14 protein-coding genes are annotated in these 14,986 nt (G+C 61.1%); 3 read left to right on the plus strand and 11 right to left on the minus strand.

Annotated elements, in window-relative coordinates; all coding sequences use genetic code 11:
* The first annotated feature begins 8 nt into the window (after positions 1-8).
* Complete coding sequence (locus tag ACR9Y2_RS11585) at positions 9-785, plus strand: carboxypeptidase regulatory-like domain-containing protein (protein ID WP_435041417.1); 777 nt, start codon at positions 9-11, stop codon at positions 783-785.
* Position 786: 1 nt separating this feature from the next.
* Entirely contained in the window at positions 787-1,833 is a 1,047-nt protein-coding gene (locus ACR9Y2_RS11590) for a beta-propeller fold lactonase family protein (RefSeq protein ID WP_435041418.1), read from the plus strand.
* A 6-nt stretch (positions 1,834-1,839) separates the two neighbouring features.
* Here the strand turns inward: ACR9Y2_RS11590 and ACR9Y2_RS11595 are convergent, their stop codons facing one another.
* The 3 genes from ACR9Y2_RS11595 to ACR9Y2_RS11605 all read right to left on the minus strand — a co-directional run bounded on the left by ACR9Y2_RS11595 (position 1,840) and on the right by ACR9Y2_RS11605 (position 5,305).
* Positions 1,840-3,390: a PQQ-binding-like beta-propeller repeat protein gene (locus ACR9Y2_RS11595; RefSeq protein WP_435041419.1), complete on the minus strand. Its 1,551-nt coding sequence runs from the start codon at positions 3,388-3,390 to the stop codon at positions 1,840-1,842.
* A gap of 72 nt (positions 3,391-3,462) precedes the next feature.
* Entirely contained in the window at positions 3,463-5,010 is a 1,548-nt protein-coding gene (locus ACR9Y2_RS11600; protein ID WP_435041420.1) for a PQQ-binding-like beta-propeller repeat protein, read from the minus strand.
* Between the two features lie 88 nt (positions 5,011-5,098).
* Positions 5,099-5,305 (minus strand): hypothetical protein, encoded by a 207-nt coding sequence (locus ACR9Y2_RS11605; RefSeq protein ID WP_435041421.1) that lies wholly within the window; start codon positions 5,303-5,305, stop codon positions 5,099-5,101.
* A 248-nt stretch (positions 5,306-5,553) separates the two neighbouring features.
* On the opposite strand from ACR9Y2_RS11605, the gene ACR9Y2_RS11610 reads away from it, so the two are divergent.
* Positions 5,554-6,360, plus strand: a complete 807-nt coding sequence (locus ACR9Y2_RS11610) for a 3-keto-disaccharide hydrolase (protein ID WP_435041422.1) — start codon at positions 5,554-5,556, stop codon at positions 6,358-6,360.
* Positions 6,361-6,403: 43 nt separating this feature from the next.
* On the opposite strand, the gene ACR9Y2_RS11615 is transcribed toward ACR9Y2_RS11610, so the two are convergent.
* The 8 genes from ACR9Y2_RS11615 to ACR9Y2_RS11650 form a co-directional block, all read right to left on the minus strand.
* The gene (locus ACR9Y2_RS11615) at positions 6,404-7,264 is read right to left on the minus strand and encodes a 3-keto-disaccharide hydrolase (RefSeq protein WP_435041423.1); all 861 of its coding nucleotides are present in this window, start codon (positions 7,262-7,264) and stop codon (positions 6,404-6,406) included.
* Between the two features lie 93 nt (positions 7,265-7,357).
* Positions 7,358-8,851, minus strand: a complete 1,494-nt coding sequence (locus ACR9Y2_RS11620; protein WP_435041425.1) for a family 16 glycoside hydrolase — start codon at positions 8,849-8,851, stop codon at positions 7,358-7,360.
* Between the two features lie 58 nt (positions 8,852-8,909).
* Positions 8,910-9,302, minus strand: coding sequence for a hypothetical protein (locus tag ACR9Y2_RS11625; RefSeq protein WP_435041427.1), 393 nt, complete (start codon positions 9,300-9,302; stop codon positions 8,910-8,912).
* A gap of 41 nt (positions 9,303-9,343) precedes the next feature.
* Positions 9,344-10,459: a DUF2911 domain-containing protein gene (locus tag ACR9Y2_RS11630; RefSeq protein ID WP_435041428.1), complete on the minus strand. Its 1,116-nt coding sequence runs from the start codon at positions 10,457-10,459 to the stop codon at positions 9,344-9,346.
* Positions 10,460-10,568: 109 nt separating this feature from the next.
* Positions 10,569-11,408 carry a sugar phosphate isomerase/epimerase family protein gene (locus ACR9Y2_RS11635; protein ID WP_435041429.1) on the minus strand — a complete coding sequence of 280 codons (840 nt, stop codon included), beginning with the start codon at positions 11,406-11,408 and terminating at the stop codon, positions 10,569-10,571.
* Positions 11,409-11,421: 13 nt separating this feature from the next.
* Positions 11,422-12,195 (minus strand): ABC transporter ATP-binding protein, encoded by a 774-nt coding sequence (locus ACR9Y2_RS11640; protein ID WP_435041431.1) that lies wholly within the window; start codon positions 12,193-12,195, stop codon positions 11,422-11,424.
* Positions 12,196-12,210: 15 nt separating this feature from the next.
* Positions 12,211-13,899, minus strand: a complete 1,689-nt coding sequence (locus ACR9Y2_RS11645; protein ID WP_435041433.1) for a hypothetical protein — start codon at positions 13,897-13,899, stop codon at positions 12,211-12,213.
* A gap of 104 nt (positions 13,900-14,003) precedes the next feature.
* On the minus strand, positions 14,004-14,900 hold the full coding sequence (locus tag ACR9Y2_RS11650; protein ID WP_435041435.1) for a hypothetical protein: 897 nt from the start codon (positions 14,898-14,900) through the stop codon (positions 14,004-14,006).
* Positions 14,901-14,986: the final 86 nt, after the last annotated feature.

Here is a 14,986-nt window from a genome sequence, read left to right on the forward strand (position 1 = left end):
CACCAGACATGAAACACAGCCCTGCGTGGCGTATCGCCCTGGGAGCGGCGGCGCTGGCGGTTCTTGGCGGATGCTCCCGTCCTCAGCCTGCACAGAAGCAAGAGAAGGCGAAACCCGTGTACTTCCACGTCGACACTGGGACGGCAGGCACGATTAAGGGCGTCATCCGGTTCAGCGGGAAGAAGCCTGCCAGGCGTGTGATCGACATGGACCAGGAACCGGAGTGCGCGCACCTGCACAAGGACGGCAAGGTTCTGGCCGAGGACATCGTCGTCAATGCAAACGGCACCCTGGCCAATGTCTTCGTCTTCCTGAAAAAAGGGCTGGAAGACAAAAATTTCGAGCCGCCCACGGCGCCTGTGGTGATCAACCAGAAGGGCTGCTGGTTTGAGCCGCGCGTGTTGGGCATGCAAACCGGGCAGGCGCTGAAAGTAACCAATTCCGATCCGGTGACGCATAACATCCATCCAATGGCGAAGGTCAACAACGAGTGGAATCACAGCCAGGCGCCCGAGGATCCGCCGCTGTCGCGCCGCTTTGTGCGCGAGGAGGTAATGATCCGGGTGAAGTGCAATGTTCACGGATGGATGCGGGCCTGGGTGGGGGTGCTGCCGCATCCGTATTTCGCGGTTACGGGCGCGGATGGCTCGTTTGAAATCCGCAATGTGCCTCCGGGCAACTATACGCTGGCGGCCTGGCAGGAGCGGTTCGGATCGGAGGAGCAGGCGCTGACGCTGGCCCCTTCGTCGCAACAGAATGTCACGTTCACATTCAAAGGAGACTGAGGTGACGACACGGAAAAGTGCGCTGCTCACGGCCGGTTTGACGGCTCTGCTGGCTGGTTGTGCGCGGCCACCCGCTGCCCCGCCGCCTTCGTCGGCCTATAGGATCTATGTGACGAACGAGGCATCGGGTGATATGAGCGTCATCGATTCGGCCACGATGAACGTGATGGCGACCGTGCCACTGGGCAAGCGTCCGCGCGGCATTCATGCGAGCCCGGATGGCAAGACGATTTACGTGGCGCTGAGCGGCTCTCCCATTGCGGGACCCGGCGTGGACGAGAGCACTCTGCCGCCGCCCGACAAGAGCGCGGACGGCATTGGTGTGTTCGATGTGAAGCAGAACAAACTGGTGCGCGTCATGCACAGCGGCTCTGACCCGGAGAACTTCGATATCAGCAAGGACGGTAAGCGCCTGTATGTCTCCAACGAGGATGTGGCGGGGATTTCGGTAGTCGACTTGGAAACGGAGAAGGTGATCGCGACGCTGCAGACGGGGGAGGAGCCGGAAGGCGTCCGGATCAGCCCGGACGGCAAGTGGGTCTTCGTCACTTCGGAAGAGGCGGGTACGATCGCCGTAGTGGATACGACCACGAACAAGGTGGTGGATACGTTCAAGGTGGGCCGCCGGCCGCGTTCCATCGCATTTCTGCCGGATAGCGCCATGGCGTGGGTCAACGCAGAAAACGACGGCACGGTTGTGTTGGTGGATGCCGTGAAGCACAAGATTGTGGATAGCGTGCAGTTAGGGGAGCGCGGGGTGGTGAAACCGATGGCGGTGCTGCTGTCGCCGGACGCGAAGACGCTCTATGTGAGTTCAGGCCGGGGGAAGAGGGTTTTTGTAGTGGATGCCGCGAACCGCAAGGTGGAGGCGTCGGTGGAAGTGGGGCAGCGGCCATGGGGGATTGCGCTTTCCCCGGACGGGAAGACCCTGTTTTCGGCGAATGGGCCGTCCAATGACCTTTCCGTTGTGGATTTGGCGGCCCGCACGGTGAGCCGGAAGGTAAAGCTGACCGGCTCGCCGTGGGGCGTGATTACGCTGGAACAGTAAGCGGCCTCAGATCTCCATGAAGATGCCGAAGCCGTAGACAGTGTTGTCCGTAGTGGTGAAGAAGACGCGGCCGTTCGCCAGGGTAAGCCCGGTGAGGCTACCGGGCACCGTAACCTGATTGCCGGTGGAGTAGAGTTCCTTACCGCTGGCGGCGTCGAGGCCGTAGAGTACAGCCTGGCCGGAAGTTGAGAGCGCGAAGACGGCCCCGCCGGTGATGACCGGGGCTACGGGCGACTTGAGGTCGCGCGAGGTCCAGGCAGGTACGAGTCCGATCTTGCCGTCCTTTTCTTCTACCCGCAAGGCAACGATGGAGCCATTGGGCGCCGCACCGTTGGCATTCGCGGGCTTAAGCGCGGTGTTGAGGGCTCCCCACACCGGGGCGGCGAGCCAGCGCACGCCATCCGCGTCTTCCCAGGTGGAGAGACCGCCGAAGAGTCCGCCTTGCGAGGAGGCGATGACGGGGCTCTGGGCGAGTGGTGTTTTGTGGTCGGCGCCGCCAAGGGACTTGGAATCCAACAGGACAATGCGTCCGTCCGGCGAGGCGGTGGCGATCACGTCGCGCCCTTTGAACTCGAAGACCACGGGGGTGGTGACATTGAGGGCCGGGTTCTTCCTCGCTGTTGATTTGGGAAGGAGGAAGTAATCTTTCTGCTCGACCTTCTTCGAACTCAGCGCTAGCAGCGCATTGCCCCACTTGCCGGTGGCTGGATCGGATGCCCCGGAACCCGTCTGGACATAAACCGTTCCCTCGTTGCCCACGGCAAAGCCGCCGGTGCCATTGGGGTCGGTGCCGGCCAGGGGGAAGGAGACAGCGGACGGCTCTTCCTGGGCCAGATCGATGGCGTAGATCGCGTTGGCGACGCCACCGCAGCCGCCAGTGGTCATCGCGTACACCGTGTTGTCGGTCATCAGCAGGCTGGAAGGCTTGCTGTTGGCGGGCAGGAAATTGAGGGCAGGGAACTGGTCGCTGCCGTCAGAGGAATTGACCATGTGGAGTTTGCCGTCACCGGCGAGTACGTACACGGAGCGGGAGCCGCCGAAGCCGCCGCCGCCCAGGCGAGCGGGCAAGGTAGGACGGGGCGCCGCGGTCGCGGCAGCGCCACCGGCGGGACGCGGAGCGCCAGGACGGCGGCCGAAGACCGCTGGCGGAGTCAGGGTCGGAATGGTGGCAAGGCCGGCGCATTCAGGTCCACCCTGCGCGGATACATTCAGTTTGGTCTTCCAGAACGGGCGGTCCAGGTCCAGGTCAATGGCCCACAGATCGCCGGAGTTGCCGTATACGAAACCCAGTTCCTTGAAGCCCTTGTACGAGATGAGCAGGCCGATGACGACAGGTGGCGTCAGCGCCTTGGCGCCAGCGGTTGGCCCATCGATCTTGCGTTTCAGGACGAGCCGGAAGTCTTTGACGTTGTCCCTGGTGATGCGGATGTCGCTTTTCTCCCAACCGGAGCGGCGGGCGTCGCCGCCGGCGGAAGGCCAGTCGACCGGACGGCCTTGCGGCGTCGCGATGCCGGCGGTCGCCATTGCGGTCAGAACCAGTGCGCCCATCGATCTCATGAAATCACCTCGTAGAATTCCCGTGGCACGGAGGTTGTGGGGTGGAATCGTCATTATTTGCTGCATGGCGCGTTATTTCCCCGGTAGACCGAAGCAGTAGAGGACACTGTCGAACGAGCCGAGATAGACCCGGCCATTGGCCACGGACAAGGCTCCGAAATGGACGAAGGAGGAGATCTCGTCGCCGCTGTTATAAAGCTCCTTGCCGGTCTGCCCATCGAGCGCGTAGAGGACGGCGTGGGTGGAAGCCTTGATGCGCAAGGGGCTGTAATCGGCCAGGCCTTTGTCGGGGTACGCTTGGCGCGTGTTCTCTCCACTGCCATAGGCAAAGACGATGCCGTTGGCGATGACCGGCGGCTCCGCCTGATCCATATCGCGCGACATCCAGGCGGGACTCAACTGCGGCTTCCCGTTGACGTCTTCGACCTTGAACGCGACGACAGCGCCGTGCTCGACGGGACCGTGTGACACAGGCGGCTTGAAATTCGGGTGGGAGGGGCCCCAGAAGGGGGTGAGCGCCCAGCGTGTGCCGCTGTCGTCGAGCCAACTGGCCATGCTGCCCCAGATGCCGGCGGACTGGAAATCGACTTCCTCATTGCACAGCAGCGGGGTGCGGAACATAGGATCCATGTGGTTTTCGCCGCCGGCGGAACGTGTGTCCAGAAGATAGACCCGGCATTCCTTGCTGCCCGTGACCATCAGTTCGCGACCCTTGTAGTCGAAGATGGCGGGCGTGACCTGCATGTCGAGGTCGCGTTTCTGAAGCCAGACCCAGTTGGATGGCTCAAACCAATCGCGGATCTTGAGTTCGCCGCCTGTGACCTTTGCGCCGATGAGACCGTTTCCATAGACCTCGTTGGCGGCGTCGTACCGGCCGTCGCCGGTGGGCGCCCAAGCGGTGCCAGTGGAGTCGATGGCGACGCCGCTGCGGCCCCAGAGGCCCCCGCTTTTCGGGTGGGCAACCATCACCTTGTGGTCAGGGTCCTTCAGGTTGACGGCCCACATTTGATTGGGATTACCCGCGCAGCCCTGCGAGGTGGACGTGAAGATAATGTCGTTCCACAGGTTCAGGGAGTAGTGCTTGCCGTTGGGGTAGCCGAAGGGGAAGGGCTGCGCGACTTCCTCTCCGTCGCCGACGTTCAGTGAATGCAGCTTGCCGTCGCCGGCGAGGGCATAGAGCGTGCGGGCTCCGTTGGCGCCGGCCGGACCCACCGTTGGCGCCGCGGTCATGCCGGGCGGGCACAGCGGATCACCGGGGCGGCCGCGTCGTTCCGGTTCAGAGTACTCAAAATGCTTCTTCCAGAGTAGTTTGCCGGTCTTGAGGTCGACCGCGTAAATATTGTCGGAGATGCCGCCGACGATGCCGATCTCTTTAGGGCCACTGGAGGTGGGTACGTTCTCGACGACCATTGGCGCGAAGAGAGAGTGCATCTCCTGCGGCACATTGTCGAGCTTCAGTTTCCACAGGACCTTCAGATTCTTCACGTTGTCCTTTGTGAGAATCTTCTCGTCCTTCTGCCATGCCGTACGCTGTGGGTTGCCGCCGTCCGTGGGCCAGTCGGCGCCCCAGAGCAGCCCGCAGCCCACTAGTCCCAGGATCCAAACAGGGTGTCTTCGCATCAGTGCCATCTCCTCATCTCGGCCAACAAACGGGGTGCCAGAGCACGCATAGGATTGGAATTGCACGCAATGACGGACGCCATCGCGACTACCGGTCAAAATCCTTCAGCCAGCCAGCCTCTCCGCCGATGTTGAGTAACATACCACCATTGAGGCCAGCGACGGGACCTGTCGAGGCAGACGCTGGACGACCAGGCTGGGCCGCAGCATGGAATTGAACTCCTGCCAGCAGCCGCGCTGCTTTGGCGGCGATGATGGCACAGCGAGTCAAATCAAGCGTACTAAGATTGCTCATGTCCAGACCCTTCGGTTGGCCCTCCTTGGGGGGCTACTGTATTGCGGGGGAGTGATGGGTGTCAAGTAGGTTCGATCAATCCGCGGCAGGATCGTGCGGGATTCTGGCCGCTATTGCGCGGTTTTGGGATCTGATGCTCCTTGGAGTTGTCAGCCGGGTGGGCTGGAGGGCGGGCATTTTGCGGTGGGCACAGTTGATATAATCGCGCCGGGCTATTGCCACTTTACATAGAGGGCCAGGAGCAAGGTATGAATCTGATTGGCGTTCCATCCAAGCTGATGCGGGTGATCGTATGCGGTGTGGCGATCGGCGCCGTGGTTTGCGCGCAGCAGGCGGCACCGGCTGGTGCGGCTGCGGGCGCGCAAGGCCGTCCGCGGGGAGCGGGCCGTGCAATGAACCAGGCGAATCTGGTGCCGCCGCTGGAAGAGGCCGGCTTTACGCAGATCTTCGACGGCAAGAGCCTCAATGGCTGGGATGCGGATCCGGACTTCTGGCGGGTGGAAGACGGCGCGCTCGTGGGCGAGACCAAAGCCGATCATCAGCCGAAGCAGAACATCTTCGCGATCTGGCGCGGAGGGAAGCCGGCGGATTTCGAGTTCAAGGCCCAATACCGGATGACCGGAGGCAACAGCGGAATCCAGTACCGCAGTATCGAACGGCCCGATGTCGCGAAGTGGGTCCTGCAGGGCTATCAGGCGGACATCGACGCGCAGCAGCAGTTCACGGGCCAGATCTATGAAGAACGAGGCCGGGGCTTCCTGGCCCTGCGAGGAATGTTTGCCTATGTCGGCGACGGCAGGAAGACAGGGATGGTGGGCAAGGTCGGCGAGAATGAGGAGTTGAAGGCGCTAATCAAGGGCGACGACTGGAATGAGATCCACATCATCGCTCGTGGCAACACGATCATCCAGCTGATCAACGGCCATGTGATGGCGGCGCTGGTGGACGACGACACGGCGAAGCGCAAAATGGATGGCCTGATCGGCCTTCAACTGCACCTCACGAACACAGGGATGAAGATCGAGGTCAAGAACATCCGGGTCAAGACGTTCTAGTTGGACGGGGCAGGCCGGGTTCTTGCGAATCCGGCCCAGCCCGCTAATATTTGCAGGCTGAGTTGTCGGCCTTGACGTAGTAGGATTTGAAGTTCTTGGCCTTCGGATCGATGCAGCCCACAAGGTTCAGCAGTTCCACCTTGCGGAATTCTATTGGGTGGCTTTCGCTTTGCAGGGAGATGTAGCCTTCGTTCAGCAACAGGCCATCCGGCTTGGCCGCCGGATCGAAATTGGTGACCGAACCACCCCCGATCTGCGGCATCTCGTACGTCAGGACGGTCTCTCCATTCACCACGTGGCGCACGACGCTGTCACCGTGGACCACTGCCTCCACCCGCACCCATTGATCCCCGTGGAAGGTTTTCGACGTGGAATTGATGCAGTGTTTGGTCACCAATGAGCCGTCCATCACCAGGTTTGTGCCCGGCGTGCAGACATTGGCGTTTGTGCGGGCATCCTTGCCATTGCCGCCCAATAGCTGCACTTCAATCGAAATTGGGAAATCCTGGTCTTTACCAATCGTCTCGGGCCGCTGGCAGTGGATCATGATGCCGCTGTTGCGGAACGCCCAGGCCGGACCGCCTTTCGCCTGGTCCCCGGTAAACCGGTATTCCACTGCGATGATGTAGTGCGAGAACTTGTCCTTGTAGAAAATGTGCCCGAAGCGGCTGTTGAACTGATCGTACTTGTCGTAGGAAACCTTCAACAGGCCGTCCTCTACGCGGAAGGTGTTGCCGAAATTATCCCCAAAGGCGTAGCCGGTGATCTTGGGCTTCCACCCGTCCAGGTTCTTCCCGTTGAAGAGCTGGACCCAATCCTTCTGGTCCTGAGCTCCGGATGGAGCCTGCGCGAACATGGGAGCCAGCAAGGCAAACGGAGCAAGGGCGAGGAGTAGCGGTTTCATGACGTGCCAAGTATATCGAGTAGAGGCCAAAGCGGAAAGCGGCGTCCGCGCCATCGTCGACGCGGCCGGAGTTGAATGCGATGGAAGGAGCAGTCAGGCCTTGAGTGCGTTTGGCTTGCGCTCCACCGCCTTGGGGCCAAAAGCACCCGGAACAAAAAAGTCCTGCCAACCCAGCTTGCACTCTTTGATCATCTGCAGCCCATACTCGCAACGCAGAAGATCAGCGGGTCCGGTGTTATTCGTACCCATGGTGAACTTCACGCCCGCCTCCTTGGCCATCTGGACAAATGAAGCACTGGGTAGTTTGTAGCGGTTGTTGATCTCCATGGCCACGCCGTTGCGTGCCAGGGCGGCCACTACCTTCTTCATTCGTGCTTCGGTCCACAGGGTGGCGTAGTCCTTGGCGATGATCTCCGGCAGGAAGGTCGGGTTGACATAGATGTCGACCGGTTCCTTGTCGATGATGCCGACGGCGCGATCGACCAGGGTGTCCATGAACTCCTGCGGGTCGGCGATAGCACCCACTTCGTCGGGCAGCCATGTGCGCATCCGCCGGCCGCGGTTATCCGTCCAGGTCATCGAATCGGTGAAGACGTAGTCGAACAGGGCTGCCGTCTTGCTGGAGAACATCTGTGTCCATTCGCGGCCTTCCGCCTGCATGGCGACGAACACTGGCTGGCCCTTCAGGCTCTCTACGAACTGCCTCGCCGTGGCGTCGTCCTGCACCGGGAAGCCCTTGCCGCAGTTGACGGCGATGCCGTACATGATGCCGTCCTGACGCGACTTCTGCAGCGCCTGTTCCAGCGTGAGGCCGAGCTTCAGGTGCACATGGAAGTCGACCATCGGGATGTTGTGGGCGCCGTAGTTGATGATGTCCTGGAAGGTCTGGTCCGGCGGAGGGTAGGCGATTTTCGTTGTGGGCAGTTCGTCGGCCAATGGCCGGACGCGGATGCTCTTGTACATTACGTGCGATCCCGGATCGTGCCCCTGCAGGGCGAACGTCCCATGATCCAGGAACCGGCCGCGCTCCGACCCCTCGGCGATCACAGGTGGCGTGGGTTCGTTGTAATCCACCATTAGCATGTCGTTCAGGCGCACCTGAACATTCTTCATGCGCACTGAGATACGAAGCTTGAACCACTCGTTGTCAGGCACGAACTGCTTGTACACATTGCGGACGCCATATAGCGAAGCGGTCCTCTTGCGCTCGCGGTAGCTGCCTTCGCCGGACGCCGAATTGTTGACCTGAACCTCGAAGCCCTTCTGGGGGAAGCCCTTTTCCTGATAGGTGGAGTGGAAGTAAATGCCAGAGTTGCACCCGGGCTTGGTCATCACCTCTGCTTCGAGCTCGAAATTCCGGAAGTCAGCGCCCTTCACGGGGCCGTCGTAGAAGAGGTGCGAGCGGCCGCCGTCGTTGGAGAGCATCCCGTCGACCACCTTCCACGTTCCCTTATTCTCACTGGGTTTCCACCCTTTCAGGGAAGAACCGTCGAAAAGGGAAACCCAGCCGTCATCAGCGGCGGATAGCTGGCTGGCAGCGGCGAGGGTGGCGACAAACGCGCGGCGGGAGATTTCGGAGGTGGGCATCGGCAAAGTTCTCTGCCGTCAGTATATGGCGAATCGCCCGCTGACTGTGCGCCGGCCCTCAACTCAAAGGCTTCCCGCGTGCATGGGAGAGGGCGTGAACCAACTGGCGACCGACAACCGCGAGCAGGGGAATGCCGATCATGAGGAAGCCGGTGCCCATCGCCGCGTCGAGCGCGTGCTTTGGCCGGACGGATGCGTTCACCGCCGCCAGGCAGGACAGGGTGAGCAGTCCCGCAGCTGTCAGCAGCCAGGTCAGGCGTTCGCGAGCGGGCAGGCTCCGCACCGCATGCCAGTGCAGCAACACCGCGGCGGGCAGGCTGAAGACAAGAAATGCGTACTCAAGCCAGTAGGAATCCTCGCGTCCCCAGGCGATATCGTGAAGCGCGCCGAACACCGCATAAGTGATGCCCAGCGCGCCTAGAATGAAGAGGATCAGCCGCCCATCGCGCATGCCCGCAGCATACTCCGCGGCGGCGCCGGCGGCAAGCTGGCTCAGTGCGACAGTGACTCAACCATGCCCTCGAGGTTTTTGCGGTTCACTTCATCGGGTGCCTGTGCCAGCGCTTTTTTCGCATGTTCCAGTGCTTTCGGTTTATCGCCCACGGCCGCATACGCTCGAGCCAGTCCCACATTCACTGGCCAGACCTCGCCATTCCGCTTCGCGTTCAACTGGAACACTTCCAAGGCCTCCTGGTTCTTCTTGTCGTTCAGCAGTTGCCGTCCATACTGATGAATGAGCAGGGGTGTCGCCGTGGGGTGATTCAGCGCAGTCAGCATGATCTCCTTGGCTTCGGCTTCGCGATTCAGCTTCGAAAGAACCTGCGCCTTGGTGCTGAGCGTCAGGAAGTTAGCTTGTCCGACGAAGCGCATGTTGATGGCGGCATCGGCCCATTTCAACGCCTGTTCGAGATGGGTATTCTCAGCCAGGCAGAACTGCACCGCCGAGACATAACCCTCGTGGCTGAAACCCGGCGTCGTGGTGAGTTCCTTCTGCAGGTGCGAGATGTAGACGTCATTGGCATTCGGGACCTGGATAGTCCACGGAACCGACAGGTCCTCCCATTGAAGCTCTGCCGTCGCCTGCGTGGATTTGCGGCCTGTGAACTCATATGTGAGCCATTCGCGATACTCGTGTTTTTGCGGCTTCACAGTCACCCGCAACGCATCCTGGCCTTCCTCATAGAAGAAACTGCCCCAGGCGCCGGAATTCTTCGAGAGGATCAAAGTCCACTCCTCAGGGCCGGTGAGCATGTGGAGCCCATAACGCCCGGCGGGCAGTGGCTTACCTTGGATCATGACGTCGCTGGACACAGCGAACACCGTGTTCTCATTCGCGCCAGCTCGCCAGGGGCCGGGGTTTCCGCTGCCAAACCCCAGGTTGGTCATGCCGTAGGGGACCAGCTTGCCCCAGATCTGACCACGTCTATCCTTGCCGTCCGGACCGTGTACGGCCGGGCTGGAGTACTCGATACTCACCTTCACCGGGCCAATGAACTGGACTACAGCTGCTTTCTGGTTGTTGCCGCTCGGCGGCAGTGTCAGGCCCGGATATTGGGCCCAGGCAGCCGCGGCCAGAGCAAGTGGGAGAGAGATTCTGAGCATTCGCATCAGTGTCGTCAGACGCGAAGGCGCGGGAAGGGTACTTGGCGGGCCGGAAGAGTTTGCAGCGGGCAGGGAAGGGGGCGGGAGCATGCCCCCTCACACCTGTGGACGACTTCTAGCCGTGCAGCTTCTGGAACGATTCCAGGCAACGCTGCGCGGTCTCAATGGGGGAAAAGCGGCTGCCTTCCTGCTCTACCAGGTAGTACTCAATGCCGCCCTTCTTTTCCGCGGCTTCAAAGATCTTCTTCCAGGGCGCCACGCCCTCACCAAACAGCACTTTGTAGCCCAGTTCCTTGTCCGGAGACCAGTCCTTGCAGTGGATGCAGTTAATGCGGCCCGGGTTCTGGTTGATCCAAAGTACAGGGTCGGAGCCGGCTTCAATGCAGGTGCCGACATCCAGTTGCAGCATCAGCGTTTTGGGCGTCTCCTTGGCCAGGATCTCGATTGGCCGTGTGCCTTCCAGGGGCTTAAACTCCGTCTGGTGGTTGTGATAACCCCCACGAATACCGGCCTTCATGAACTTTTCATGGCCCTGCGAGAGCGTGGCTGCGACCTTCTTCCAGCCGTCGAGCCCTACTACCTTGCCCGAACTCGCCATCACAATGAACTTGCTGCCGATGATCGTATTCAGCTCGATGGCCTTGTCCACGTTTTCGGGCGCGAACGAGCTAAAGCTGTTATGCGTCGAGAACGCCTTGATATTCAGGTCGTCGAGCAGCTTGCGGACATCTTTGGCCTGGGCCGTGGTCCAGGAGAAGTAGGGAGAGAAGAACTCGACGCCCTGATAACCGAGCTTGCCGACCTGACGGACTGTGTCCATCATGTCCTTTGCCAGCATGTCGCGAACGGAGAACAGTTCCAGGCCGACCGGAATCTTCTTGCCTTTGGCCGAAACAACGGTGGCAGCCGCTGCCGTTGCCAGGAAGGAACGACGAGAGAGCGTTGAACGTAGCATCGTGGGCAAGATATCACACTCGCGTAGGCTGGATCACTGTTGCGATATCACGGGCCACAGCCTGCAAATCCCGCTGCTCCACAAGTTCGGAAAAGATCTGCTCCAGCGAAGAAAGGTGCATCAGGCCCCGCAGGCGCTCCACTGAGTCGTTGGCCATCACGCGGCCCTGGTAGATGATCACTACCCGCTCACAAACGCGCTCCACTACTTCCAGCACGTGGGAGATGTAGAGGATCATTTTGCCCTGGCGGGCAAGTTCGTCCAGTAGGTGCTTGAACAATTGAGCAGACGTCACGTCCATGCCCGAGAGCGGTTCGTCGAGGATCAGCAGGTCCGGATTGTGCATCAGCGCCGCCGAGATCAGGATCCGCTGTCGCATGCCCTTCGAGTAGGTCGAGATGGCGCCATGACGGAAGGCACTCAACGAGAACAACTCCAGCAGGTCGTTGGCCCGTTGCTCCACGTCCCGTTCCCGCAAGCCCCGCAGGCGGCCGATCAGGCGAAGGTACTCGAGGCCCGTGAGGTACGAGTAGAGGATCGCCTCTTCCGGCACGTACCCCAGACGGCGTTTGAACCCGGTCCAGTCCTGGCTAATGTCTCGGCCATCCAGAAGGACTTTGCCGGCGCTTGGCTCCAACAGGCCGGTGATCATTTTGACCGTGGTCGACTTGCCTGAGCCGTTGGGTCCCAGGTAACCGGTGACCTCCCCCGGCAGCACCTGGAAGCTCACGTCGTCCACCACGGCGTTGTTGCGGTAATACTTGGTGAGTCCAACCAGTTCCAGCATCGTGAACCTCCAGCGTTAACGAATCACCAGCCCGAGCGTGTGAATGGAGCTCTCATCAACGTCCTCGAAGTTGACGCGCGTCGTCTCCTTCAACAGAGCCCGCCTCCAGATGCCCAGCAGGACCAGGACCGTGGCCACCGCCCCGTAAAAGGTCGAAGTCGCCAGCACTGATCCGTACATCCACACCTCCAGCCGGGCCATCCACTCGCTGTAGGTGGTGAAGCCCAGGACGTAGAGCGCCATCAGCCCGACAAGGTTCACTTTTCCGGGATAGAACGAGCAGGTGAATGGCACTTTACGGTAGCTGAGGAATAGGACTTCCATCATCACCAGCGAGAGCGTTAGGCCGAACGCCAAGTGGTAAACGGCCTGTTGCCATGGGAAGTAGAAGAACTCCATTACGGAGAAAGCTGTGAACATCGGCACCATCGCACACAGGCAAATCCACTTACGAGTGGCCCGCAGGCAGGGTTTTGCGATCTGGGCGTCGGTCATCTGGAACAGCCAGTTTGCACTGAGCTCCGACGGAAAGTTGAATGCCGCGCGCAGCCCGGAGACGAGGATGAAGGACAGCACCAGGGGTAGCTGCAACCTGCCGTTCCGGCCCATGGTGAAGTGGAAGAAGGCCAGTGCCGCACCCAGGCCGCCGTACATGGCCAGAAACAATCGGTGCTTGGCGCTGCGGGCGATCGTCTCGCTGATGAAATGGAACACGGCCCGTTCCACCGCGCTTGTCAGGACAAACCGGTTGAGCAGGCGATCCAGCGCACGCCACGCGATGCCCGGCCCGCCGGGGCTGGGCTCAGGCGCCTCCACCACGCGCCGCACCTGCAGCCGGTAAGCCGGCAGGTAGGTGATGGCGAACAGCAGCATCACGACGCCCAGGGCCACTAGAGCGACAGATCCCATGGCCCGGAACTCCAGATGCCCGGTGGCTGGACTCAGCCATTCGTACAGTGCTGTAAACCACACGCTCGGCAGGCAGTAAAGCACCCAGGGCCTGGAGTTCACCAGTTGCCGCGTGCTCATCCCGATGAACGGCGTCACCACCAGCAGCATGACGAACAGGCTCATCAGCAGCGTCTGCAGGATCACGGAAAGACGGCGCAGCAGCCAACCGCTGAACAGCACAACCAGCAGCCCGCGCAGTATGGCTACGGCCAGCGCCATGAACAGTCCTGCCGTGCCCACCACAAATATGTGCCTGGCCCAGTTGTCGACAAGACCTCCGCGGCTCTCAATGCCAGGCCACAGCAGCGTGCCGAACAGATTCACATCCACCAGGAAGATGGCCATCAGTAAGGCGATGGCCATCAGTTTGGCCGTGAACATCTGGGATTGCTTCAGTGGCAGTGGCGTCAGGATCTGATAGTCGCGGCGGTCCGGGAACAAAGCATCCCACTCGAAAACGAGGAGGAACCCCAGCACCAGCATGGATAGAGAGACAAACATGTGACGCAGCGTGACGAGCGACCAGCCTGTCATCCCGAAAGGCCGGAAGAGCAGAACAAAAAAGGCGCTGGGCGCCGCGAGAATGCCCAACAACTGAGCCATGCTCGCTCCCGGATCACCTTGCGGGGAGAGCGCCTCCTTGTCGAAGAAGCGTCCGAAGAAGTGCGCCACCAGAACCGCGTGAACGTTGGCTTGCTGCGCTCCGTTCTCCGCCACTGGCTTGCCTGCCTCGGAATGGAGCAGTTGCTGCACGCTGGTATAGACGCCGGTTCCCTCCCATTGTTCCCGGGCTCAACACGCACGAATACTGCTCCGGTGCAACGGGGCTGGCTCCTCCATCGGGGTGGGAATTGCGCTCAGGCGGGGATGTCGGTCGGCCAGTTTCGCAGTACTTCGTCCCGGTTGACGACGGACTTCCAGCGCAGGTTCAGGCGGCCCGCGACGTCCGGCCGGTCGTGCAGGACGTGGCCCAGGCCCAGTTGCAGGTGCGGCTGTTCCACCTCGTCCTCATAGCTCAGCCGGCTTTCGATTTCGTGCCACTGATTGGTGAGGCCGCCGGTATCCAGCAGGACGATGCGATCGCCCGTCACGCCGTAGTTCTTCAGGTGGGAGTCGATGGAGAAAACGCCGTGCTGCCAGCCCTGGCGCCGTGTGTCCAGCAGGCGGGCCAGCCAGCGCTCCATCTCTTCATAGTTCCCGGCAGCAGCCAGTTCATTCAGCCGCTGGTAAAGCGTGGACTCGACTCGTTCCGTAGCCTCTGAAACCGTCAGCCAGCCGGGCCAGCCGCCTACGCGGACCTTGGCCGGCGGAAAGGTCACAATTTCCGGCATCAGTTCGGTTCCGGCCAGACGCTGCCGGGCCAGTCCTTCGCCGCGTTTGTCCCGCTTGCGGTAGATGCGCCACATCTCACCGGCGTGCGAGGTGAACCAGACACCACTGGGCACTACCAATACCAGCGCATGCACAATCACGCGCAACAGCCGAATTTGCCTCGAGGGGTGCTCCAGCAGGCGACGGGCGAAATTACCCGGCGTATGACGTTCCAGGCTTCGCAGTAGCTTCCAAACCACGATCAAAGCCAGGATTTCAGAGGGCGTGCGTTCGCGCTTCACGACCCATTGCGGCGATGCGTACACTACTTTCCCGATGCCCTCGCCAAGCCGTACAAGCCTCTGGCTGGTCAACTCCTGCGGTGCCCGGGGGAGCACCCTCGGTTTCCCCGCGCGGCTTTCTACTTCAGCTCGACGCGACATAGCCATCCTTGTCCTATCACGGTTTCGGTTGTTTGTGAATCCCCGGCAGGGACAGTCGGAGCATCGGCGGCAGTCTGCCGGTGCTC

Origin of the sequence: Paludibaculum fermentans (genome assembly GCF_051172195.1) — a bacterium.
In the GTDB taxonomy this organism is placed as follows: domain Bacteria; phylum Acidobacteriota; class Terriglobia; order Bryobacterales; family Bryobacteraceae; genus Paludibaculum; species Paludibaculum fermentans_A.